The 22,608-nt window shown below is 71.2% G+C and carries 16 protein-coding genes; 6 read left to right on the top strand and 10 right to left on the bottom strand.

Annotation, left to right across the window (positions count from 1 at the left end):
• Window positions 1–298: 298 nt before the first annotated feature.
• A complete protein-coding gene (locus NR798_RS37675; RefSeq protein ID WP_375767392.1) occupies window positions 299–3,076 on the top strand; it encodes a kelch repeat-containing protein in 2,778 nt (925 codons plus the stop codon).
• Window positions 3,077–3,204: 128 nt separating this feature from the next.
• Window positions 3,205–4,884, top strand: coding sequence for an amidase (locus NR798_RS37670; protein WP_375767391.1), 1,680 nt, complete (start codon window positions 3,205–3,207; stop codon window positions 4,882–4,884).
• 265 nt (window positions 4,885–5,149) lie between these two features.
• On the opposite strand, the gene NR798_RS37665 is transcribed toward NR798_RS37670, so the two are convergent.
• Window positions 5,150–8,347 (bottom strand): tetratricopeptide repeat protein, encoded by a 3,198-nt coding sequence (locus NR798_RS37665; protein WP_375767390.1) that lies wholly within the window; start codon window positions 8,345–8,347, stop codon window positions 5,150–5,152.
• Between the two features lie 136 nt (window positions 8,348–8,483).
• Window positions 8,484–8,957, bottom strand: coding sequence for a GNAT family N-acetyltransferase (locus tag NR798_RS37660; protein ID WP_375767389.1), 474 nt, complete (start codon window positions 8,955–8,957; stop codon window positions 8,484–8,486).
• Between the two features lie 95 nt (window positions 8,958–9,052).
• Between NR798_RS37660 and NR798_RS37655 the strand changes: the two genes are divergently transcribed.
• From NR798_RS37655 to NR798_RS37645, 3 genes are read left to right on the top strand one after another with little or no spacing between them, the layout of a single operon-like run.
• Window positions 9,053–9,916: a WGR domain-containing protein gene (locus NR798_RS37655; RefSeq protein ID WP_375767388.1), complete on the top strand. Its 864-nt coding sequence runs from the start codon at window positions 9,053–9,055 to the stop codon at window positions 9,914–9,916.
• 28 nt (window positions 9,917–9,944) lie between these two features.
• Complete coding sequence (locus NR798_RS37650; RefSeq protein WP_375767387.1) at window positions 9,945–10,352, top strand: hypothetical protein; 408 nt, start codon at window positions 9,945–9,947, stop codon at window positions 10,350–10,352.
• Window positions 10,349–11,056 (top strand): hypothetical protein, encoded by a 708-nt coding sequence (locus NR798_RS37645; RefSeq protein ID WP_375767386.1) that lies wholly within the window; start codon window positions 10,349–10,351, stop codon window positions 11,054–11,056. The genes NR798_RS37650 and NR798_RS37645 overlap by 4 nt, the downstream gene beginning before the upstream one ends.
• 9 nt (window positions 11,057–11,065) lie before the next feature.
• On the opposite strand, the gene NR798_RS37640 is transcribed toward NR798_RS37645, so the two are convergent.
• Window positions 11,066–11,887: a hypothetical protein gene (locus NR798_RS37640; protein ID WP_375767385.1), complete on the bottom strand. Its 822-nt coding sequence runs from the start codon at window positions 11,885–11,887 to the stop codon at window positions 11,066–11,068.
• Between the two features lie 242 nt (window positions 11,888–12,129).
• On the opposite strand from NR798_RS37640, the gene NR798_RS37635 reads away from it, so the two are divergent.
• Window positions 12,130–13,110 (top strand): DUF6624 domain-containing protein, encoded by a 981-nt coding sequence (locus NR798_RS37635; RefSeq protein WP_375767384.1) that lies wholly within the window; start codon window positions 12,130–12,132, stop codon window positions 13,108–13,110.
• Between the two features lie 12 nt (window positions 13,111–13,122).
• Here NR798_RS37635 and NR798_RS37630 read toward each other — a convergent pair whose 3' ends face one another.
• The 7 genes from NR798_RS37630 to NR798_RS37600 form a co-directional block, all read right to left on the bottom strand.
• Window positions 13,123–14,565, bottom strand: a complete 1,443-nt coding sequence (locus NR798_RS37630) for a B12-binding domain-containing radical SAM protein (protein WP_375767383.1) — start codon at window positions 14,563–14,565, stop codon at window positions 13,123–13,125.
• A gap of 27 nt (window positions 14,566–14,592) precedes the next feature.
• A complete protein-coding gene (locus NR798_RS37625; RefSeq protein ID WP_375767382.1) occupies window positions 14,593–15,456 on the bottom strand; it encodes an acyl-CoA desaturase in 864 nt (287 codons plus the stop codon).
• A gap of 31 nt (window positions 15,457–15,487) precedes the next feature.
• Window positions 15,488–18,046 (bottom strand): FAD-dependent oxidoreductase, encoded by a 2,559-nt coding sequence (locus NR798_RS37620; protein ID WP_375767381.1) that lies wholly within the window; start codon window positions 18,044–18,046, stop codon window positions 15,488–15,490.
• 30 nt (window positions 18,047–18,076) lie between these two features.
• Window positions 18,077–19,663, bottom strand: coding sequence for an FAD-binding oxidoreductase (locus tag NR798_RS37615; protein WP_375767380.1), 1,587 nt, complete (start codon window positions 19,661–19,663; stop codon window positions 18,077–18,079).
• Between the two features lie 108 nt (window positions 19,664–19,771).
• Window positions 19,772–20,731, bottom strand: a complete 960-nt coding sequence (locus NR798_RS37610) for a hypothetical protein (protein WP_375767379.1) — start codon at window positions 20,729–20,731, stop codon at window positions 19,772–19,774.
• A gap of 139 nt (window positions 20,732–20,870) precedes the next feature.
• Entirely contained in the window at window positions 20,871–21,752 is an 882-nt protein-coding gene (locus NR798_RS37605) for an aldo/keto reductase (RefSeq protein ID WP_375767378.1), read from the bottom strand.
• The gene (locus tag NR798_RS37600; RefSeq protein WP_375767377.1) at window positions 21,752–22,564 is read right to left on the bottom strand and encodes a hypothetical protein; all 813 of its coding nucleotides are present in this window, start codon (window positions 22,562–22,564) and stop codon (window positions 21,752–21,754) included. Before NR798_RS37600 ends, NR798_RS37605 begins: the two co-directional genes overlap by 1 nt.
• Window positions 22,565–22,608 lie beyond the last annotated feature (44 nt).

Here is a 22,608-nt window from a genome sequence, read left to right as displayed (position 1 = left end):
CGGGGGGGAACAAGATGAGGGACCGGTGCTGCCTGCCCGCTGTCCAGGGGTTCCAGGAGCAGCTCCCGGCCTCGCCTGCCCCCAGGTCTCGCCGGGATTTCCTTTCTGCCTCTGAATCCGGGCCGGGCCCCTGGAGTCTCCCTCTGGCGCGCTGGTGTAGAACCGAGGCGCCCGCCTGCTCCGGCTGTCCTGGACCTGACGGGAGTGCCGGGCAGCAAGCGGCACGCTGGCCACGCCGTCACGGGGGCGAAGCGATCTCGACTAGAGAGCGACGCGCCCGAACCCCCCGAGGTAACCCATGCGGTCCGAGACCCCCCCGAAGACCTGGAGCGTCCTCACCCCCCGGATGCTGATGGCCCTGAGCGTGCTGTGGCTCGCGGCGTGCGGCGGCGAGCTGCCGCTGGAGGCGGACAGTGAGGTGAGCACGCGTCCGCAGGGGCTGGGCAGCACCAACAAGGTGCTCATCCTGGCCAACACGGTGACGGGTGGCTCCAGCAGCGTGGAGGCGGTGGCCGCCCGGAACCTGGGTTACACGGTGGAGGTCGTCTCCGACGCCACCTGGGCCTCGAAGAGCTCGGCGGACTTCGCGGGCTACCGCGCCATCATCCTCGGTGACGCCACGTGCAGCAGCAGCCTGAGCCTGCTCTCCGCGGCGTCGAAGAGCCGCGGCACCTGGGGCCCCGTGGTGGACGGCAACGTCATCATCGTGGGGACGGATCCCGTGTACCACTACAAGGATCAGGTCACGAAGAACGCCGTCGAGTTCGCCGCCGCGCAGGAGGGCAAGACGGGCGCCTATATCAACCTGAGCTGCTACTACCACGACACGGATCCCATGACGCCGGTCCCGGTGCTCGAGCCGTTCGGCACCTTCACCGTGACGGGCGTGGGTTGCTACGACGACGCGCACATGGTGGCCTCGCACCCGGCGCTGACGGGCCTGACGGACACCCTGCTGTCCAGGTGGGCCTGCTCCGTGCACGAGGCCTTCGACTCCTTCCCGTCTGCCAACTTCTCGCCGCTCGTCATCGCGAGGGATCCCTCGTTCGGCCCGCGCCTGCCGGGCTCGCTGGACTTCGCGGACGGCTCGCACGGTGTGCCCTACATCCTGGCCCGCGGCGCCACTCCCCTGCGTTGCGGCGACGGCGTGCTGCAGTACCCGGAGGAGTGTGACACCGGCGTCAGCAACGGCGTGCCGGGCACGGTCTGCTCGTCCGTGTGCCGCCTGCACTGGTGCGGGGATGGAACGCTGGACCCGGGCGAGCAGTGCGACACCGGCGCGGCCAACGGCTCCGGTGCGTGCAGCGCTTCCTGCCGGTCCCTTGCCGTCAACCGTGCGCCGGTGGCGAAGTGCAAGGACGTGACCCTGTCGGCCGGCCCGACCTGCCGCGCGGATGTCCCCTCCGTGAATAATGGCTCGTACGATCCGGATGGGGATCCGCTGCAGTGCACCCAGGGGCTCGTCGGTTCCCTGGGCCTGGGCTCGCATCTCGTGGGGCTGACCTGCCTCGACCCTTCTGGCCTGCTGTCGAGCTGCGCGGGCACGGTGACCGTCGCGGACACCACGCCGCCCACCATCACCTGCCCGGACAACATCGTGGCCGAGTGCGCGGGCAACCGTCACACCGTCCTCAATGCCCCCGTCTCGAGCTTCGGCGACAACTGCAGTGCGGTCTTCGGCGGCCCCACCACGGGTCCGGCCGTCATGGTGGGCCAGACGGGGACGTTCACGCACTTCGCCATGGATTACAGCGGCAACGTCACCTACTGCTCCTTCACCATGACGGTGCGCGACACCCTGGCCCCCACGGTGTCGCTGGTGGGCGCCGCGTCGCAGACGCTCGAGTGCGGCAAGCCCTACGTCGAGCCGGGCGCGGCGGCCAGCGACCAGTGTTACGGGGACTTGTCGGCCGCGGTGACGGTCTCCGGCTCCGTCAACACCCGCGTGCCGGGCACCTATGCCCTCACGTACTCGGCGAAGGATGGCTCCGGCAACGTGGGCAGCGCGACCCGGACGGTCACGGTCGTTCCGGGCGCCTCCGGTACCTGCGAGGACCGGGGCGGCGGCTGGATTCCGACGGCCAGCATGGCCCTGCCGCGGCTGTTGCACACCGCCACGCTGCTGGACGATGGCCGGGTGCTGGTGGCCGGTGGATTCAACACCACCTCGGAAGTCTACGACCCGGAGACGCGGACCTGGTCCGCCACGGGCAATACCCTCGGCTCGCACCGCGGTCACACCGCCACGAAGCTGAAGGATGGCCGGGTGCTGATCGCCGGTGGCGGCGTGTGCCCCATCACCAGCGCCACCGCCGAGGTGTACGCGCCGGCCCTGGGCAGGTGGGCGCCCGCTGGCCAGCTCAACACCCAGCGCTACCACCACACCGCGGTGCTGCTGGCGGGCGGCAAGGTGCTGGTGGCCGGTGGCCGCACGGGTGAGTACGACAGCGGCACGCTGGCCTCGGCCGAGCTGTATGACCCCGCCACCAACACCTGGTCCTATACCGGCGGCCTGAACACGGCTCGCGCCTTCCACACCATGACCCTGCTGCCTGGCGGCAAGGTGCTGGTGACGGGCGGCAGTGATGCCTCGGGCAACCCGCTCGCCTCCGCGGAGCTCTACGACCCGGCCACCGGGAAGTGGACGGCCGTGGCGGGCCTGGCCTCGGGCCGCGCTTCCCACACGGCGACCCTGCTGCCCAATGGCAAGGTGCTGGCCGTGGGCGGCTCGGGCCAGGACGTGGCGCTGAGCGCCTCGGCGGAGGTGTATGACCCGGCCACCAACTCCTGGTCGGCTACGGGCGGCATGGGCTCGCCGCGCCAGTTCCACACCGCCAACGTGCTTCCGGATGGCCGGGTGCTCATCGCGGGGGGCTACCACCCGCTGACGGGCATCATGACCTCGTCCGAGCTGTATGACCCGGCCACGGGCAGGTGGATCGCGGCGGCGGCCATGAACGTGGACCGCTACCAGCACACCGCCACCCTGCTCGGCAACGGCACGGTGCTCGCGGTGGGCGGCGTGAGCAACCACGACCAGGCGTCCGCGGAGTACTACGACCTGATGAAGCCTTGACCCGCGTGCCCCTCGCCGGAGACGGGGAGGGCGGTGCGCGCCGCTCTCCCGGTGGGAGTCACAGGGGCCCGGGGTGAAGCGGCTGGGGTTGTGGCCGCCCGCGTCCGCTGTTGTACTCCGGGCCCTCCATGAAGAAGCCCACTCCTCCCGGAAACTCCCAGGGCCTGAGCCGCCGCACGTTCCTCGGTGGCGCCGCCGCCGCCAGCACGCTGGCCGCCCTGGATGTCCAAGCACAGCCCTCCCCGAGCAACGCCGCGCGCGCTCCCGCTCCCGCCGCCGGCTCCTTCGAGCTCGAGGAGGCCACCGTCTCCGAACTCCAGGCCGCCATGCAGTCGGGACGGCACACCGCTCACGGCCTCGCCGAGCGTTACCTCGCGCGCATCCAGGAGCTGGACCGCCAGGGGGACACTCCGCTCAAGTCCGTCATCGAGCTCAACCCGGATGCCCTCGCCATCGCCACGGCGCTCGATGAGGAGCGCAAGGCGAAGGGGCCTCGCGGCCCGCTGCACGGCATTCCGGTCCTCATCAAGGACAACATCGGCACGGCGGACAAGATGCAGACCACCGCCGGCTCGCTCGCGCTGGTGGGCGCCGTCCCCTCGCGCGATGCCTTCGTGGTGGAGCGGCTGCGCGCCGCGGGCGCCGTCATCCTCGGCAAGACGAACCTCAGCGAGTGGGCCAACTTCCGCTCCACGCACTCCTCCAGTGGCTGGAGCGGGCGCGGCGGACAGTGCCGCAATCCCTACGCCCTCGATCGCACGCCCTCGGGCTCCAGCTCGGGCTCCGGCGCAGCCACCGCCGCCAACTTCTGCGCCGTCTCCGTCGGCACCGAGACCGATGGCTCCATCGTCTCTCCCTCGGCCGCGTCCTCACTCGTCGGGCTCAAGCCCACCCTCGGGCTGGTGAGCCGCTCGGGCATCATTCCCCTCTCGCACAGCCAGGACACCGCCGGCCCCATGACGCGCACGGTGGCCGATGCCGCCGCGCTCCTGGGCGTCCTCGCGGGGATTGATCCGGCCGATGCCGTGACGGCCTCGAGCAAGGGCCACGCGCATGCGGACTACACGCGCTTCCTCGACCCGAACGGGTTGAAGGGGGCCCGCATCGGCGTCCCGCGCGAGCGCTTCTTCGGCTACCACCCCGCCACCGATGCGCTCATCACGCAGGCGCTCGAGCTCATGAAGGCGCAGGGCGCCACCATCGTCGACGAGGCCCACATCCCCAACGCCTCGAAGCTGGATGAGCCGGAGATGGAGGTGCTGCTCTACGAGTTCAAGGCGGACCTCGAGGCCTACCTCGCCGGGCTCGGGGACAGGACGCGGCTGAAGACGCTCGCGGACCTCATCCGCTTCAACGAGGAGCACCGCGACACCGAGCTGCCCTGGTTCGGCCAGGAGCTGTTCCTCCAGGCCCAGGAGAAGGGGCCCCTCACCGACAAAAAGTACCTCAAGGCCCTCGCCGCCTGCCGCAAGCTGTCTCGCGAGCAGGGCATCGACGCCGTCATGGCGAAGCACAAGCTCGATGCGCTCGTCGCTCCGACCCAGGCTCCGGCCGGGTTCATCGACCTGGTGAACGGCGACCACTGGCTCGGCAGCAGCTCCTCGCCCGCCGCCGTCGCCGGCTACCCCAGCATCACCGTCCCCGCGGGTTATGTCGCCGGGCTGCCCGTGGGCGTCTCGTTCATCGGGCGTGCGTGGAGCGAGCCCGTGCTCCTGCGCCTCGCCTTCGCCTACGAGCAGGCCTCCAAGCACCGCCGCGCGCCGGGATTCGCTCCGACCGCGGACCTGCGCCAGGTGGCCAAGGTCTGAGCCCCATCAGGTAGAGCGCGGCCATTTCCCCTCTCCCCTCGCGGCCATTTCCCCTCTCCCCTCGGGAGAGGGACGGGGTGAGGGTATCGGGTGAACCCGGGTTGAACCCGTTGCGCCCACTGCGGGCCACGGGTTGAAGAACGGGTCCGGGCACCCTCACCCTGTCCCTCTCCCGGAGGGCGAGGGGTGGTTGACGCGGTGGGGTAGGGGGGCACCGGGGGGGAGGGGGCACCGGGGGCGCCATTTGAGCCCCCGGCGGCCCTGCTCACGGCGGGCTGGGATGCGCCATGGGGCCGGGCGGGGCCGTCTTCGGCTCGTACCGCTTCAGCACCGCGTCGAGCTGGGCCAGCTCGTTCGCGCGGAGGATGGGCGTCCGGGCATAGGTCGCCCGTGCCTCCGTGGCGAGCTTCAGCACCCGCTCCGGCTGCTGCCCCGCGTCCCACAGCGTGCGCGCCAGCGCGGATTGCACCGTGGCCAGGTACTCGGGGCGGCCCTTGTGTTTCGCCGCGATCTGCAGCGCGTTCTCCAGCAGCGGCAGGGCCTCCGACACCTTGCCCAGCTTGCGCAGCGCCTCGCCCTTGCCCGCCATCAGCAGTGCGCCCACCGGCGACTCCATGTCCGCCGTCTTCTCGAACAGCGTCAGGACCTGCTCGAACAGGGCGAGCGCCCGCGCGGGCTGGCCCAGGTCGAGCTGGCTGTTGGCGATGTCCATGCGGATGAGCGACGTGTTGAAGTGCTCCGCGCCCAGGAACTTCTCGCGCAGCTCCAGCACCTGCTGGCGCAGCTTCAGGGCCTTGTCGTGCTGGCCCCGCACCGTGTGCAGCGTCGCCAGTCCGCCAAGGGCCTGCGTGTAGATGTGCTCCTGCTGCTGCGGGTCCTTTTTCGTCTTCGTCTTCGTCAGCTCCAGCACCTGCTGGAAGGTCTTCTCCGACTGCCCCAGCCGCTCCAGCGCCATCTGCGCCTCGGCCACCCGCACGAGCGATTGCAGCGCGTCCGTGCTCTCCGGGCCCGTCAGCGTCCGGTACAGGCGCGCGGCCTCCTCGTAGTGCTCGAGCGACTCGGCGTCCCGGCCCTGCTCGCTGTCGAGCTCGCCCGCCGCCAGGTGGTAGTGCGCCCACTCCTCCGAGTTGGGCCGGAAGGCCCGCTTCAGAATCTCCCGCACCCGGTCGAGGATGCGCCGCGCATCCACCAGCCGCCCCTGCATCACGTACGTGTTCGACAGGTTCATCATCGGCTGGACGAGGAACGGGTGCAGCGGCCCCAGGTTGCGCTCCCCCACGGAGACGAGCGTCTCCAGGGCCCGCAGGGACTCGTCCATGCGGTCCAGGTTGCCCAGCGCCGCCAGCGAGTTGGTCGAGTAGCGCAGCGTCGTCGAGTGCGCCGGGCCGAGCGTCTGCTCCGCCAGCGCGAAGGCCTTGTCGAAGGACTCGTACGCCTCGGCGAAGTTGCCCTGCTGATAGAAGGCCAGGCCCCGGTTGTTGTAGTAGATGGCCCGCAGCTCCCCGTTCTCTCCCAGCCGGTCGAGCGAGGCCTGCGCGAACTCCTGCCAGCGGGTGGCCTCTTCCACGGGGCCTCGCTGGTTGTAGTAGCCCATCAGCCGCACGCTGGACGCGGCGGCGACGGCGTCGTGCCGCGAGGCGTGCGCCAGCCACAGCGCCTCGGTGAGCAGCGGCGGCACGCCCTTGTTCTCCCCGGAGATGATCTGCACCCAGGCCTGCATGAAGAGCGCCTCGGCGTGCACGGGCTTGTAGCCCAGCGTGGGCGCCCGCTGCGCCACGTCCGTGGCCAGCTCCAGCGCCTCCTTGAACTTGCCGGCCTCGGTGAGCGCCTTGACGCGGGCGAGCTGCGCGCGCACCGCCTCCACCGAGCGGCGGGTGGTGGCGTCCTCGGGCGGCTTCACCTCGGACATGAGCGCCTCCACGTCCGCGCAGCCCCACAGCCGCCGCAGCGAGCTGGTGGCGAAGATGGCCTTCTCCACCACCGTCTCGTCGGCGTCGGAGAAGACCTCGGTGAGCGCGGCCAGCTCCTGCCGGCGGCCCTCCAGACACGCCATGCGCAGGGACATGACGGCCTCGGACTGCTCGCCCCGGATGCGGGTGGCCGCGCACGTGTCCTGGTGCATCTCCTGCCAGTCGTGGGTGTACGTGTCGAGCGCCTCGCGCACGCGCACCCAGGTGTCGCGCGCATAGTCCCGGCCGGTGGCGAAGAAGGCCTTCTCGATGGACGCCTTGCGCGGAGCGTCCCAGATGCCCACCAGCTTCGCCGCGCCTCCGGTGCACAGCTGCGCCTGGCGCTGGTTCCACGTCGTCCAGGCCAGCGCGGCCGAGCCCGTCACCAACAGGCCGAGCGCCGCGATCGCCAGCCCTCGGCGGCGCACCAGGGCCGGATCCCTCTCCAGGATGGCGAGCAGCGCGTCCAGCGAGGGGTAGCGGGCGTCCGGCGCCGTGTTGAGGGCGCGCAGCAGGGCCCGCATCACCCAGGGCGGTACCTTGGAGTAGGGCGGCGGGGGGTTGATGCGCCCGGCCAGCACGTTCTCCCGCCGCTCACTGGACGAGGTGCCCTCGAAGGGGCGCACGCCGTAGAGGGCCTCCCACAGCGACACGGCGAAGGAGAACTGGTCGCTGCGCGCGTCCGCGGTGGCGCCGCGGAACTGCTCGGGCGCCATGTAGGCCGGCGTGCCCATCACCGCGCCCCGCTGCGTCAGGTTCAGCTCCAGCAGGCTGTGCCCCTTGATGGGGCCGGTGTCCGGGGCCGGCGGCTCGGCGCCGAGCTCCGCGGGGGCGTTGTGCGGGCGCGCCAGACCGAAGTCCGTCACCCGGACGCGGCCGTCCTTGCCCACCAGGACGTTGGTGGGCTTGAAGTCGCGGTGGACGAGCCCCGCGGCGTGCGCGGCCGCCAGTCCCCGGCCCGCGGCCAGGTAGGCGGTGAGCAGCTCCCTCCAGCTGCGCGGCTTCTCCCGCTCCCACTGCAGCAGCGTCTGGCCGTCCACCAGCTCCATGGCCATGAAGACCTGGGAGTCGTGCTGGTGCACGTCGTAGATGGCCACCACGTTGGGGTGGGACAGCCGGGCCATGGCCTGCGCCTCGCGCAGCAGCCGGGCCCGCCCGGACGACACCTCGGGGCCTCCGTCCAGGCCTCCCGGCGGCAGCAGCTTCAGCGCCACCTTCCGGTCCAGCACCGAGTCGTAGGCGGCGTACACCATCCCCATGCCGCCCTCGCCCAGGGGCTCCAACACCACGTACCGGTCCAGGGGGGTGCCCCGGCCGAGCGTGGGGGCCTCGGGGGCTGCCCCATCGGGTCGGGCGCCGGAGGCAGGCCCTGGTGCGTCCCCCGTCCCGATGTTGACCGTGCGCCGGTCGTCCGTCACGACGGTGCGCCGAGGCTCCTCGGGCACGAGCGTGCGGCGTCCCTCACCCTCGTCACTCACGAGCGTGCGGCGCTCTTTGTCATCGAAGGACGTCATGCGGCCTCGCTACCACGCAGCTCCCACGCAGGATGGCACGCCCGCGTGGACGCGAGAACGCATCGTTGCACCGATTCGGTAATCAATGCCCGGCGACGCTCCGCGGCAGGCCGGATGGAGGGCAACCGGGCTCGACTCAAGCGGCCCGGGCCAGCCGCTGCAGTGCGTCGCCGGTGACGCGGAACACCGTCCAGTCGTTCATCGGCACCGCGCCGAAGGACTTGTAGAACTCGATGGACGGCGTGTTCCAGTCCAGCACGGACCACTCGAAGCGCCCGCAGCCCCGCTCCACGGCGAGCTTGGCCAGGTGCGACAACAGGCGCTTGCCGTGCCCCCGGCCGCGCTGCTCGGGCAGCACGAAGAGGTCCTCCAGGTAGATGCCCGGCTTGGAGAGGAAGGTGGAGTAGTTGTGGAAGAAGAGGGCGAAGCCCACCACCTGTCCGCCGTCCTCGGCCAGGACGACCTCGGCGTAGCGCCGCTCGCCGAAGAGGTGCTGCTGCAGCTCCTCCTCGCGCAGGACGACTTCATGGGAGAGCTTCTCGTACTCGGCCAGGGCCCGGATCAGCCGGGCGATGGCGGGGACATCGGCGGGGGTGGCTGAACGAATCATGCGCGCGATGCTAGCGCTCCGGGCGCGCGGGTGGGGCCGCGTCGTAGTAGCGTCCGGCGCCTCATCCGCACACCGGGTACGGGAGGGGCAGCACGATGCGCAGGTTCGAGTTCGTGGAGGGCACCAGCGCGAAGTTCTGGATGGCCGAGGTCCAGGGCAACACCTTCATCGTGGTGTATGGCCGGCTGGGCACCGACGGTCAGCGCAAGGAGAAGGAGTTCTCCGACGAGGAGGGCGCCCGGCGCGAGTACGAGCGCAAGGTGGCCGAGAAGCTGCGCGAGGGCTACCACGAGGTGTCCAGCGAATCCGCGCCCGCTCCCAAGGGGGCGAAGGGCGCGGCCGCCGCCACTCCGAAGCTCTCGCTGCCTCCCCGGGTGCGCGGGGGCAAGCCCTCCGCCGGGCAGGTGACGGCGGCCGCCGAGGCGCTCACCGCGCTCGACGCGCGGGTGGGAGGGCGCAGCTGGAAGGTGGCGCTCCAGGCCCGCCGGGCGCGGCGCGCGCTCCGGGTGCTGGGCGGCGTGGACCCGGCCAGCCACTCCGCGCTGGGCCCGGTGTTCACCTCGTTGATGGCGAAGGTGGTGGCCCCCCAAGGCGAGCCGCGGTTGCCGCTCTGGGTGGCGCTGGAATTGCTGTCCGAGCTGGACGCCTCGGCCTTCCCGCGGACGCTGGAGCAGTGGAAGCGGGCTCCCGCGGGTGCTCCGGTCCAGGCCGCCATCGGGTTGCTGTCCCGCCAGGCCGAGGTGCTCGGCGAGCCCGAGCTGGCGCTGCGTCTGGGCACGCTGCTGGGGGAGCGGCCTCGTGCTTCCGGCGAGGGTTGGGAGAAGCGCTGGAGCGCGCTGCGCCCGCACGTGGAGGGCCACCTGGTGGCGGGAGGCAGCTCGCTGCCGGCCCTGCTGCGCTCGCTGGAGGCCGGGGGCGATGCACGCCTCGCCGAGCGCCTGTCCCGGCTGGGCGGGTGAGGGGTGGTAGCGTGGCGGGACCATGAACATGTCCCGCTGGTGTTGGGTGCCCGTGCTCGCGCTGTGCGCGGCCGGGTGTGCTTCAGGCAGGAGCGGCTCGCGCTCTTCCTCGGGTTCCGCCACGGAGCGGCGCGCGGATGAGCTGGAGGCGCGCAACGCGGAGCTCCGGGCGGAGCTGGACCGCAAGAGGGCCGAGCTCCAGCAGTCCTACCAGGTGATGGCGCAGGCGGAGGGTGCCGCCGGCCTGGGCAACCTGGGCTGCGCGGGAGTGGCACCGGCCAGCGCGCAGGTGCCGGGGCTGCCCCAGTCGGGCGCCGTCCATGCCCGCTTCCAGCTGCGCGGCCAGCCCTACTCCATGACGGCCACCTTCTCCGCTCCCCGCAAGGTGGGGGAGTGGCGCGTGTCCCAGGGCACCTGCAAGGTGGTGGGGCCATGAGGGCGCTCTGGCTGGCCCTGCTGGGGGTGTTCGCCGTCGCGGGGGCTGGTTGTGGCACGAGTGCCGCCGCGCGGTTGCGCTCGGCGGAGCGGGACAACCAGCGCCTCACCCAGGAGCAGCAGGATCTCGACCGGGCCCTCCAGTCCGTCTCCCGCTACACCGAGGGGCTGCGTGCACCCGGCAAGGCGGGGCGCTCCTTCTCCATGTACTACTCGCCCGCCGCGCTGGAGCAGCTGGCCGCGCAGCTGCTGCCCATGCGGATGGCCGCCCGCAACTTCGACCAGAAGCTCCAGGGCGACGTCATCATCGAGCGCATCTCCGAGGTGCGCTTCGGTCCGCTCAACACGCTCACCTGCCGGGCGGAGCTGCGGGGCGAGAACATCCGCTACACCGGCAGCGTCCCCAAGGCCTACCAGGCCGAGGTCCGCAAGTTCACCTCGGGCGTGGCCTCTGGCGTGGTGGCGGACTTCGTGGTGGAGCTGTCGATGAGCGGCGACAACGCCCTGGTGGCCCGGGCCCATGCCTCGCGCACGAAGCTCAAGAGCAACTCCAACAGCCAGGCCGAGGGCATGCTGCGCAACGCGATGAACGAGCGCGTGCTCCGCCTGCCCTTCGCCTTCGACCTCACCCTGCCGGGCAGCGGTGCCGTGCCGCGCGGGATGGTGCTCACCGCCAACCACCTGGTGGTGACGTACGCGCCGTAGCGCCGGGGCTCAGTTCCCGTCCGAGGCCGTGCTCTGGGCGGGAGCGGGCGCCGCGTCCGCGAGGCTCTTCGGCTGCTTGTCCATCTCCTCCACCGGGTAGCCCTGGGCCGCCTCGAAGTAGCGCGGCGGCTTCACCTTGCGGCGATCCTTCGCGCTGAGGCCCTCGGGCGACACCAGCGTGGGCTCGCCTCCGGCGGCGGACTGGACGATGTGCCCGTCGCAGAAGAACCACTCGGTGCGGCCGTCGGCGTGCTTGCGCGCGTAGTACAGGTCGGTGCTGCCCACCTCGGGCGTCTTCGCGCACCACTCTCCGCGCGCCGCCTGCTCCCGTTGCGGTGCCTCCTCCTTCCACTTGCGCTGCACCTCCTCCAGGGCGAGCAGCTGCCCACCCTCGGCCAGCCGCGCCCGCGCCTGCTCCAGCAACTCCGTGCCGCGCTTCGTCATGTCCGGGAAGGCCCCGGACTTCGCGAAGCCGCACTTCTGCACGGCCTGGAGGTTGTTCTGGTGCACCTTCAGCACCTTCTCCAGCGAGCCCGACGCCTCCTTCAGCAGCTCCACGGAGCGGGCGTAGTCCACCGACTGCGGGTTCTTCACCTGCTCCGTCTCGGACAGGAAGCGCGTCATCAGTCCGTTCACCGCGCTCAGCTCGTCCGTCAGCCAGCGGGGCTCCGCGTCACAGATGTTCGCCTTGGCTCCCGTGTAGTCGCGGTAGTCCGCGCGGGCCACGCCCAGGCTGTACTGCTGCACCGGCGCCACCTGCCTCGCCCCACACGCGCTCAGCGCCAGGCCCATTCCTCCGACGATCCACAGCTTCCGGCTCACGAAATTCATGGCTCCCCACTCTATCGGACAGAACAGGTCCGGTCGATCCACTTGGAAGTCAAACCAAATTGCCCGGGGGCAGGTAAGCCCCCGCAATCCCAGGGGGTTGGCTGACGGAGCCGTCATATCCCAGGGGCGACATGGCCGCCCGGCTGGAGCCCAATCAGGAGGGCAGGCGCTCGTTCTCCGGTAGCATCCCGGCCCCCCCGGCCGGCATTCCGCCGGTCCGTATCCCCGCTGGAGACACCTGAATGAACCGCCTCATCGTGCGGCTCGCCGCCCTGAGCCTGCTGTCGGCCTGTGCCCATACGGCGGCCCCTCCCGAGACGCCCGCGGCCTCCGCGCCCGCCGCTGCTGCCGCCCCCGCCGCCGCTCCCGCGCCCACGGCCGAGGCCCGCGCGCTGGCGATGAAGGCGGACGCGCTGCTCATGAGCGGAAAGAGCGCCGAGTCGCTCCCGCTCTACCAGCAGGCCTGGGAGCAGGGCGTCCGCCACGAGCGCATGAGCTACAACGCCGCCTGCGCCGCGGCCCTGGCGGGCCAGAAGGCCGAGGCCCTCACCTGGCTCGAGCGCGCCGTGGACGCCGGCTTCGCGGAGGCCGGGCACCTGAAGCAGGACGAGGATCTCTCCTCCCTGCGCGAGGAGCCCGCCTTCGCCCGCATCGCCGAGAGGGCGGCCGCCAACGAGGCGAAGCTGATGGAGGCCCAGAATCCGCAGCTGCGCGACGAGCTGCTGCGCATGGCGGAGGAGGACCAGGTGGCGCGGCGCGCGGCGGGCGCGGCGCGGTTCAAGGACACGGCAGCCAACGAGCGCATGAAGGCCATCGACATCAAGAACACCGCGCGGATGAAGGAGATCGTCGCGCAGGTGGGCTGGCCCACGAAGACGCTGGTGGGCCAGAAGGGCGCGCAGGCGGCGTGGCTGCTGGTGCAGCACGCGGACCTGGACGTGGCCTTCCAGAGGCAGTGCCTGCCGCTGCTGGAGAAGTCGGTGGCGGCGGGCGAGGGCTCGCCGCAGGACCTGGCGTACCTGACGGACCGGGTGCTGGTGGCCGAGGGCAAGCCGCAGCGCTACGGCACCCAGTTCCACACGGTGGAGGGCCAGCTGGTGCTCCGCCCCATCGAGGATGAGGCCAACGTGGACGCGCGCCGCGCGGCCGTGGGCCTGGGCACCCTGGCCGAGTACAAAGAGCAGATGCGGCGCATGGTGCAGAGCACGACGGGCGGCAAGTAGCCCGTCCGCGGCTCAGCCCGTCAGGGCCACGGAGCCTGGCGGGCCGATGCGCTGGGGCTCGAGTCCCAGCCGCACCATCTGCTGGGCGTCCCAGGCTTCGATGGGGTCCATCCCGGCGATGTAGCGCCGCGAGGTGTTCTTCACCGGGTTGCGGATGCTGAGGATCTCCGGCCCCGAGAAGAGGATGGTGCTGCGGTAGCGGGGCAGGTCGCTCAGCCCCAGCTTGGACCCGTAGTGCCGGGCGATGTTGGAGAAGCTGCCGAGCGTGTGGCACAGCCGCTGGAAGTGCTCCACCACCTCGGAGGGGTGGAGGTGCTTCGGGCGGTGGCACAGCGTGTAGCCGTCGTAGTCGCGGCTGATGGTGCCGGGCAGCAGGCGGCCCTCGGAGGCCACCTCGCGGAAGAAGGGCGTCTCCGGGTAGGGGCTGACGATGCCCAGGAAGGTGATGGAGAAGTAGCGCAGGTCCGCCAGGTACTGGGGCACCTTCTCCAGGTACTCGTTGGTGTCTCCGTCCGAGCCGACGATGAGCCCGAAGGACAGCAGGATGCCGCTGGAGAACGCGCGCTGGATGACGGTGTTCACCTCGGACAGCTTGTTCTGGCCCTTGTTCATCGCCTCGATGGACTCGGGGTTGAGCGACTCCAGGCCGGTGTAGATGTAGCGGCAGCCAGCGCGGCCCATCAGCTTCACCAGCGCCTCGTCCTTGAGCACGTTGAAGGTGAGCGCGCAGCCCCACGTCTTCTTCAGCGGGAGGAGCGCCTCGCACAGCTCGCGCAGGTACTTGGGCGAGCCGCCCAGGTTGTTGTCCAGGAAGACGAACGCGTCATCCATCAGCCCGAGGAAGTTCTTGTTCCAGCGCATGCGCGTCTGGATTTCGTGGATGACCTCGGGGACGGGGCGGTAGCGGTAGCGCTCGTGCCCGGTGAGCACGCAGAAGTTGCAGCTGAAGGGGCAGCCGCGCGAGGCCTCGATGCCGGGCAGGCGCACCTTGTTGTGCGAGAAGTCGATGAGATCGTAGCGGTACGGCCGGATGTCCGTGACGCCCTTGGACTTCAGCGCGTAGCGCTTCTTCAGCTGCCCCCGCTGGAAGTCGGCCACGAGCGCGGGGACGTTGGGCTCGGGCTCGCCGGTGATGACGGCGTCGAAGTACTTCTCGCAGTCCTCCGGGAAGTGGCTCGCGTGCCGCCCGCCCGCCACCGTCACGATGCCGCGCTGGCGGAAGAGCGTGGAGAGCACCTTGGTGTGCTCGTAGTAGGAGTGCAGGTACGAGAAGAAGACGAGGTCCCAGTCCCGGTCGAGCGGGATGTCCGTCTCCTTCTCGTTGTAGAGCTCGATGTCGGCGTCCTCGGGACAGAGCCCGGCGATGAGCTCGGGCACCGAGGACTGCATGATGGACGGCTCCTTGATGCGCTGCCGGGTCGGGTGCGTATAGGTGGAGATGACGGCGATCCGCATGGGGTTGTCTCTCTGGAAGGACGTGTCTCAGACCGTCGGGGCTTCTTGCGGGACCTCGGGAGCGCGCTGGCCGGGGAGCCGCACGTCCCAGGCGAGGCCGAGCCAGCGCAGCAGCCGGATGAAGGCCCAGCCCGGATCCAGCTGCCACCAGCCCTGGCCGTGCCGTGCCGAGCCCGGGAAGGCATGGTGGTTGTTGTGCCAGCCCTCACCGAGCGCGAGCACGGCGACCCACCACACATTGCGGCTGAGGTCGCGCGTGTCGTGGTCGCGGAAGCCGAAGGCCTTCACGTGGCAGACCGAGTTCACGCAGTAGGTGCTCTGCATCCAGCACACCACGGGCAGGAAGAAGCAGGCGGGCACCAGGCTCCAGCCGAGCGTCACGCCGAAGAGCACCACCGCGAGCACCTGGGGCACCATCCGGTAGCGCAGCAGCCAGTGGTAGTAGGGGTCGTTGGCCATGTCCCGGCAGTACGTCCGCCAGGCCTCGGGCTCCGTCGAGTCGTCATCGAGGATCCATCCCATGTGCGAGTACCAGAAGCCGCGCAGCGGGGAGTGGATGTCCTGGGGGAGGTCGGTGTGGACGTGGTGGAGGCGGTGGGTGGCGGCCCAGAGCAGCGGGCTGCCCTGACCGGTGAGCATGGCCACCGAGACGAGCGCGTACTCGACCCAGCGCGGACAGTGGAAGGCGCGGTGGCTGAGCAGCCGGTGCAGCCCCACCGTGGTGCCGAGCCCGATGCTCACGTACATGACGAGCGCCACCGGCAGTGCGTAGGGAGGCCAGGGCAGCCAGAAGGCGGACGCGGCGAGCCCGTGCACCAGCACCATGTAGGCGACGATGGGCTTGTTGATGCGGGGACGGCGCGACGGCTCGGAAGGTGTGGTGGACGGCATGTTGGGCGGGGGTTCCCTCTGAACGTCGGGTCTATCGCACGGCGAGCGCGGTGCTGTGCTGCGGGGCCGCCATCGACTCGCCCATCCAGCGCGCCATCCGCTCGACGAAGCGGGGGGCGTCCTCCATCTGGGGCACGTGGCCCATGTCCTCCATGGGCTCGAAGCTCCAGTCCGGGCGCAGGGCGGCCAGGGCTTCCGAGGAGGCCACGGGCACCAGCCGGTCCTGCCGGCCATGCACCAGCAGGGTGGGGGCCCGCACACCGCGCACCCAGGACTCGAAGCGGCTCCGGCCCAGGAGCGTGAGGATCATCGAGCGCGTGGCCCGCAGGTAGCTGGCGGAGTGGCCCAGGGGCATGCGCTCCATGCGCTCGGCGATGAGGGCCGTGTTCTCCTCCACCACCTCCTGGGGGACGCGCCGCACGTCCGCGCACCCCAGGGTGAGCATGTCCATGAACAGGCCGCGCGCACCGCCCCGTTTGCCATCGCGCCACAGGATGTACTCGCCGACTCCCGGCATCGTGTGCAGCACGAGCCGTCCGGCCTGCACCGGATCCAACCGCGTGCCGCGTGGAGGCGGCTGCGCGGGGCTGACGAGCACGAGCCCCGCCGTCGTCTCCGGCGCCTGCGCCGCGTGGGCGAGCGCCACCAGTCCGCCCCAGGAGTTGCCCACCAGCACCGCGGGCCCGCCCACCACCTCCGTGAGGAAGTGATGGAGCATCTCCCGCTGGCCCGCCACGCCGACGGAGCGCCCGGCCATGGGCGTCCGCCCGAAGCCGATGAAATCCAACGCGAGCACCCGCGCATGCTTCGTCAGCAGGGGTGCGGCGGGGAGCCAGTTGAGATGGCAGCCGCCCAGACCGTGCAGCATCACCAGCGTGGGACCGCTCCCGCCGTAGTCGGCGTAGTGGACGGGGCCGCCCTGGAGGTTCACCGTCCGCACTCGCACCGGATTCGTCTGGGACGAGGCGAGCCGGACGGGCGGCAGCTTGGGCGTCGCCTCGTTCTCCATGGGCAGGTGGGGCTGCTCGGGCAGCGCGTAGTGGGTGTGCCAGAGCGTCAGGTAGGCGCGGGCCTCGGACTCCCAGCGCGCGTCGTCCCAGCCCAGCTCCTGCTGGCAGATGGCGCGGAGGGCGGGCAGGTGCGCCGTGCCACCCCGGGGCAGCAGCAACCCCAGCCGCACGCGCCGCAGCAGCAAGTCATCCAGGTGGACGACGCTCTCGGTGCGGGCCGCCCAGCGCAGCTCCGCCCAGAGCGTGGAGGTGCCGGGGACGGGGGCGAGCTCCCCGGGCCGGGCCGCGGCCACCAGCGCGGGTGCGTCCGCTCCGTAGCGCCCCTGCAGGCGCATGCGGGCCTCGGCGGAGAGGGGCACGTCCTCCAGCGAGGGCGCCGTGTCGAGGAAGGGCCCTTCCGGCTTCAACGCGGCCAGCTCGGGAATCCGGCGACGGAGGGCGCGCAGGGCATCGTGCGCGATGGCGCGGCAGGTGGTGAGCTTGCCGCCGGTGACGGTGACGAGTCCTTCCTCCTCGAGCACCAGGTGCTCGCGGGACTCCTTGGACGGGTCGCTCGCGCCGGAGGAGATGACGGGCCGCACGCCGGCGTAGCAGGACACCACGTCGTCGCGGGTGAGCCGCAGCGCGGGGAAGCGGGACTCCACTGCCTCCATGAGGTAGGTCACCTCCTCGGGGGAGATGGAGGGCTCCAGGTCCAGCGAGGGCTGGTGGTCCAGGTCCGTCGTGCCGACGAGCGTGGAGTCCTCCCAGGGCATGATGCACACGAAGCGGTCACCGCGCGGGTGCCGGAAGCTGATGCCGTGGGCGAGGGGGAAGCGCTGGGAGGAGAAGACGAGGTGGCTGCCGCGCAGGGGGCGCAGCTTGGGGGCCGCGGACAGGTGCGCGCGCACGGAGTCGGCCCACACGCCGGTGGCGTTGACGACGGCCCGGGCGCGGACGGTGGCGGAGCGCTGTCCCACGGTGTCCGTCAGCTCGACGCCCGCGACGCGGCCTTCCTCGCGGAGCAGGCCGGTGACGCGCACGTGGTTGAGCGCCGAGCCTCCCGCCGCCACGGCCTCGCGGAGGATGCGCAGCACCAGCCGCGCGTCGTCGACCCAGGCCTCGTCATAAGGCACACCAATGAGCCCGTCCTCCTGCACGAGCGAGGGCTCCAGCTCGCGCAGCTGGGGGGGCGCGTGGTTGCCGCGAGGCCACCTGCCGGTGAGCAGCTCGTACACGAAGATGCCGGCGCGGCCCTGCCAGTGCTTGCCGCCCTCCCTGGGGTGGCTGGTGAGCATGAAGTCGAGGGGCACCACCAGTCCGTTGCCCTCGGCCATGAGCCGCTGGCGCTCGCGGATGGACTGGCGGACCATGGGCACATCTCCGTTGGCGAGGTAGCGCAGGCCTCCGTGCACCAGCTTGCTGGAGCGGCTCGAGGTGCCCCAGGCGAAGTCGCGCTGCTCGACGAGCAGGGCCTTCAGCCCCGCGCGAGTGGCCTCACGCAGCACGGAGGCGCCGGTGATGCCGCCGCCGATGATGATCAAATCCCAGGGATGTGCCAGCGCTCCCCAGAGCGCCTCTCGTTCAGTGGATGCGGACATGGTGTTGCGACTCCCCCCTGCTGCCAGGTCTCAGACGAGCTTGCCCGGATTGAGCAGGCCCGACGGATCGAATGCTCCCAACATCTGCCGGATGGCGGAGAGGCCGAGTGCGCCCTTCTCCGCTTCCACCCAGGGCCGGTGGTCCGTGCCCACGCCGTGTTGGTGGCTGATGGTTCCGCCGTGGGCCACCATGGCGCGGCTGGCGGCGGTCTTGAGCGCCAACCAGCGTGCATGGGTCTCCTCGGCATCCTTTCCCAGCCGGAAAATGAATGTCGTGTACAGGTTCGAGCCGGTGGCGTACACGTGTGACAGGTGCGTGAAGACGAGTGCCCGCTCGCCCTGGTCCGCGAGCGCCCCGCGCAAGGCGTCCTCGACGGCGGCGAGCAGGCGGGGCACGTTGCTCCAGGAGGTGGCCGTCTCCACGGTGTCCACGCCCCAGCCGCGCTCCCAGGCGGCGTTGCGCAGGTAGGGGGCGCGGAAGCGGCCCTTGAGCCACTTCTGTCCCAGCAGGGGCATGCGCACCGCGCCGTGCCGGCCCGCGAGTCCCAGGGCGGTGCGCTCGGCGAACTCCACGGTGCGCCGGCTCCCGGACACGCCGAGCACGAGCATGCAGCCGTCCGAGCCCACGCCCCGCAGGGAGAGTGCGCCGGACAGCAGCCCCACCATGCGCGGGTGGCCGGACAGGGCGAGGTTGATGGCCGTCTCCTGGGGCGTGCTCAGGCGCAGCATGGACAGGGGCGTGCCGCTCTGCACTAGCTCGCGCACGGCGGTGCGGGCGCGCTCCCAGTCGGGGAAGAAGAGGGCGTGGAACTCCTCGCGCTCGGGCCGCGGGGAGATGCGCACGGTGGCCTCGGTGAGGATGCCCAGGCGGCCCTCGGAGCCGAGCACGAATTCACGCAGGTCCGGCCCGGTGGCGCTGGCGGGGAAGGAGGGGAGCACCACGGAGCCGGCGGGAGCCTCGAGCCGCCCTCCGGCGAAGAGGTTCTCGATGCGCCCGTAGCCGAGCGACTGCTGCCCGCGCGAGCGGGTGACGATCCATCCGCCGAGCGTGGACAGCTCGAAGGACTGGGGGAAGTGGCCGAGCGTGTAGCCGCGGGCGCGCAGGGCGTCCTCGAGGTGGGGTCCGCTCACCCCGGCACCGAAGGTGGCGAGCCGGTCCTCCTCGGAGAGCGAGTGGAGCTGCTGGAGACGCTCGAGGGAGACGGTGAGGATGGGGGCGTCACCGGGCGCGACGTTGACGTGGCCGACGACGCTGGTGCCACCACCGAAGGGGATGAGGCGGGCGCCCGCGTCGCGCGCGTAGGCGAACAGGGTGCGCACCTCCTCGGCATCGCGGGGGAGGGCGACGCCATCCGGGAAGGCGGGGACGCGCCCGCTGCGCATGACGATGAGGTCGGGAAAGCTCTGGCCACGGGCGTGGCGCAGACGGACTTCCGGCTCGGTGGAGACGAGCGGGTGGGGTGGCAGCCGGGAGGCGGGCACCGAGGCGAGTACCTCGGCGAGCGAGGCATCACGGGGAGGAGTACCGGGCCCGATACGTTCCGCGAGGACAGCCGCAGCGCTCTCCGGCAGCGGATGGCTGACGGCGGCGTCTCCCCAACCATTCCAGCGCCTCACGACTGCCTCCAGGCGAGTGCGCCCGGCCCTGGCGCTCCCACGAAGGAGCGCAGTGTGCGGGGAGCCCCCGCCGCTGGCAAGTGGCGAGCACTTCCCCGTGCGCGAGGATCACCAGGCCCGGCGCCGCCAGTGCATCGACAGCAGTGTGAGCGTCATGAGACCGCCGGCGCTCGCGACGGCAATCAATGGGCGGCGCAGGCCCGTGCCGAGTGCCTCCAGCGCTCCCTGTGTCAGCTCCCGGGTCACCCGCCGCAGGGACCCGTTCCCCGCGCGGGCGTCTCGCCAGGTGCGCACCTGGTCCGTCAGCGCCCCGCCCACGCCCCGGACGGTGGCGGCGGCTGTGCGCTCGGCGAGCGTCTCGAGCGACGCTCCCAGCGCCTCGCCCGACACCGCGGGGCTGGAAGCCAGTTCTTCGCGGATGCCCGCGGCCAGGCCGCGAACCAGCTTCCGGCCAGCACGCTCGAGCAGCTCTCCGAAGGCGTCAGGGTTCTCCCGGAGCTTCGATTCGATGCCCGCGACGAGCCCCTGCCCGATCTTCGAGGCGAGCTCCTCCCCCAGGGGCGCCAGCGTCCGCAACTCCTCCGCGAAGGCCGGCACCTCCTCACGGAGTTGCTGCACCACCGTGCTCACCATGGTCTCGGTGATGGCCTGGGCCCGCTCTCTGGGGGTGCGAATCTCCTCGGCGCGGAAGTGGGTGAAGTCCACCACGCCATCCAGGAGCCGGTTGAGCCGCTCGATGAAGGAGTGAAGCGGCATGCCGCCGTCCTGCCACTCCCGCTCCAGCACCTCCAGCAATCCCTGGGTGGCCGAGGCGGCCATCGCGCGCGCCGTGGCCCCGGGGTCCACCTGCTCGCGCTCGGCCGCCTCATGCGCCAGGCGCCCGAGGACCGTCAGGGTGTCCTGGAGGAGCGTGCGGAGCTGTCCCTCGAGCTCTGGTATCTCCTTGCGCAGCCCGTCCGCCGCACCGCGCACGACACCGCTCGCGGCCTCGTGGGCCGCCAGCCGTTCGAGCGACAGGGCCAGGTTGCGAAGCATGTCCACGGGGCCCGAGCGCCGCTCATTCGACATCCATCCACCCGTCCTTATCGACGATGCACCTTCTTGGACGATGCGGATGCCGGGCGGCCCGGACAAGCGAGGGCGGGGAGGCCGATGCGTAGGGGCCGGGGAGGGGAGCCGCCGGCCTCCTGCTCGCCCCCTCGGTTCTTCAGATGAGCCCCTCCCACCCGTGGTCATGCTGACGGAACGCGGCACGGATGCGCTCCACCATGGCCTCGGGCAGCGGGCCCTTCTCCAGAGCGTGCACGTTGCGCTGGAGGTTCTCCATCCGCGTGGTGCCCACGATGCAGCTGGCCACGCCGGGCACGAAGGCCGCGAAGCGCAGGGCCAGCTCACTCCAGTCCAGCCCCTCGGTATCCAGCCCCATCGCGCGCATCCGGTCCCAGTACGTGGCGACATCGGGCGCGGAGGGACGCTCGGAGTGACGCCAGGGCGCGTTGCCCAGGGGGCGCTTGGCAATGACCCCGATGCCCCGCTCCCGGGCCACGGGCAGGCCCCAATCCATCACCTTCTGGTCGAAGAGATTCACGGACGTCTGCACGGAGCCGAAGGCCCCCGAGTGCAGGGCCCAGCCCAGGGGCGCGTTCTCCCCCGAGTACGCGGCCACGCGCACCTTGCCCTGCTGCACGGCGTGGCGGAGCGCGTCCACCACACCGGGGCGCTCCAGCACGTCCACCGGGCACGAGTGGAAGTGCACGAGGTCGAGGAACTCGGTGCGCAGCCGGCGCAGGGCGAGGTCAATCCCCTGGGTGATGCAGGGCCCGGTCCAGTCCTCCACGCCGGGCACGCCGTAGCCGCACTTGGTGGAGAGCACGAAGTCCTGCCGCCGCCCCTGGAGCGCGCGGCCGATGCGCTCCTCGGACTGCCCGTAGCTGGGGGCGGTGTCGAGGAGGTTGATGCCCGCGTCCAGCACGCCCTTCAAGAGGGCCTCGGCCTCGGACTCGGACAGCTCTGGGCTGCCCACCGGTCCCGCTCCAAAACCCAGCACGGAGACCTGCAGACCGGTGTTGCCCAGAGGACGGCGAATCATCATGTGCTCCCGCTTCCACGCGCGGCCAGGTCGATGAAGCCGCGAATCCAGATGAGGTTGATGGCGTGGCAGGCTTCTAGCGGAGTCCGCGTGGTGGTCTCCAGTGCCGTGGTGTAGGGCACGCCCAGGCGCATGAAGTAATCCGTGACGCTGCCATCGTGGTACTCGATGAGGCCGTCGGAGTCGGTGCGGTTGTGCTCGTCCACCTTCTCGTTGCGGATGACCTGGGCATGGGCCGAGGCGGCCTTCATGAGGGGCCGGTAGGCGGCCTTGTCCCCGAAGGTATAGGCGTAGGTGGCGGGGTCCGGCAGGTAGTTGTCCTGGTGGATGTCGAGCGCGGCGGCGGGCGCGGGGTAGCGCGCGATGTCCGAGCGCACCGCGCGCGTCTCCTTGGGTCCGCCCTCGTAGAGGGCCCAGCGCAGGAAGGGCTCGTCGCGGGTGAGCTCGCCCTTCCACTCGCCGGGGGCCGTCTCGTAGCGCATGAAGTCGTTGTTGGGCTTCTCCCCGCTGCGGTTGTAGCGGGTGCCGTCCACGAAGCCCGAGGGGTTGATGCACGGGTAGACGCGCAGGCCCACGCCGCGTTCGCGCGCGTAGGCGGCGATGTCCGCGAAGTGGTGGCAGAGCGTGAGCGGACCGGCGGGCTCCTCACCGTGGAAGCCGGAGGTGATGACCAGCCAACGGTCGCCGGGTGTCGTGAGCCGGAAGAGTGGAAACTCGACACCACCCTCGATGACACGGGCGTACTCGTTCACCTCGGCGAACTGGGCGTAGCCGCGGATGCGGCGGGCGTACTCGTCGTAGTTCTGGGGCACGCCCCCAGGGTACTCACTGGAGACGTGCCCCAAAGTGTCCGTGG

Source organism: Archangium gephyra (genome assembly GCF_042230915.1).
In the GTDB taxonomy this organism is placed as follows: domain Bacteria; phylum Myxococcota; class Myxococcia; order Myxococcales; family Myxococcaceae; genus Archangium; species Archangium gephyra_B.
Note: the sequence above shows the minus strand (reverse complement) of the source record. Positions and strands in the feature narration are given on the sequence as shown.

Excerpts from the sequence above, each read along its gene's own strand:
- NR798_RS37635 (WP_375767384.1), top strand. The coding sequence starts at position 12,130 with ATGAACCGCCTCATCGTGCGGCTCGCCGCCCTGAGCCTGCTGTCGGCC.
- NR798_RS37655 (WP_375767388.1), top strand. The coding sequence starts at position 9,053 with ATGCGCAGGTTCGAGTTCGTGGAGGGCACCAGCGCGAAGTTCTGGATG.
- NR798_RS37670 (WP_375767391.1), top strand. The coding sequence starts at position 3,205 with ATGAAGAAGCCCACTCCTCCCGGAAACTCCCAGGGCCTGAGCCGCCGC.
- NR798_RS37605 (WP_375767378.1), bottom strand. The coding sequence starts at position 21,752 with ATGATTCGCCGTCCTCTGGGCAACACCGGTCTGCAGGTCTCCGTGCTG.
- NR798_RS37675 (WP_375767392.1), top strand. The coding sequence starts at position 299 with ATGCGGTCCGAGACCCCCCCGAAGACCTGGAGCGTCCTCACCCCCCGG.
- NR798_RS37610 (WP_375767379.1), bottom strand. The coding sequence starts at position 20,731 with ATGTCGAATGAGCGGCGCTCGGGCCCCGTGGACATGCTTCGCAACCTG.
- NR798_RS37645 (WP_375767386.1), top strand. The coding sequence starts at position 10,349 with ATGAGGGCGCTCTGGCTGGCCCTGCTGGGGGTGTTCGCCGTCGCGGGG.
- NR798_RS37625 (WP_375767382.1), bottom strand. The coding sequence starts at position 15,456 with ATGCCGTCCACCACACCTTCCGAGCCGTCGCGCCGTCCCCGCATCAAC.
- NR798_RS37620 (WP_375767381.1), bottom strand. The coding sequence starts at position 18,046 with ATGTCCGCATCCACTGAACGAGAGGCGCTCTGGGGAGCGCTGGCACAT.
- NR798_RS37650 (WP_375767387.1), top strand. The coding sequence starts at position 9,945 with ATGTCCCGCTGGTGTTGGGTGCCCGTGCTCGCGCTGTGCGCGGCCGGG.
- NR798_RS37665 (WP_375767390.1), bottom strand. The coding sequence starts at position 8,347 with ATGACGTCCTTCGATGACAAAGAGCGCCGCACGCTCGTGAGTGACGAG.
- NR798_RS37660 (WP_375767389.1), bottom strand. The coding sequence starts at position 8,957 with ATGATTCGTTCAGCCACCCCCGCCGATGTCCCCGCCATCGCCCGGCTG.
- NR798_RS37630 (WP_375767383.1), bottom strand. The coding sequence starts at position 14,565 with ATGCGGATCGCCGTCATCTCCACCTATACGCACCCGACCCGGCAGCGC.
- NR798_RS37640 (WP_375767385.1), bottom strand. The coding sequence starts at position 11,887 with ATGAATTTCGTGAGCCGGAAGCTGTGGATCGTCGGAGGAATGGGCCTG.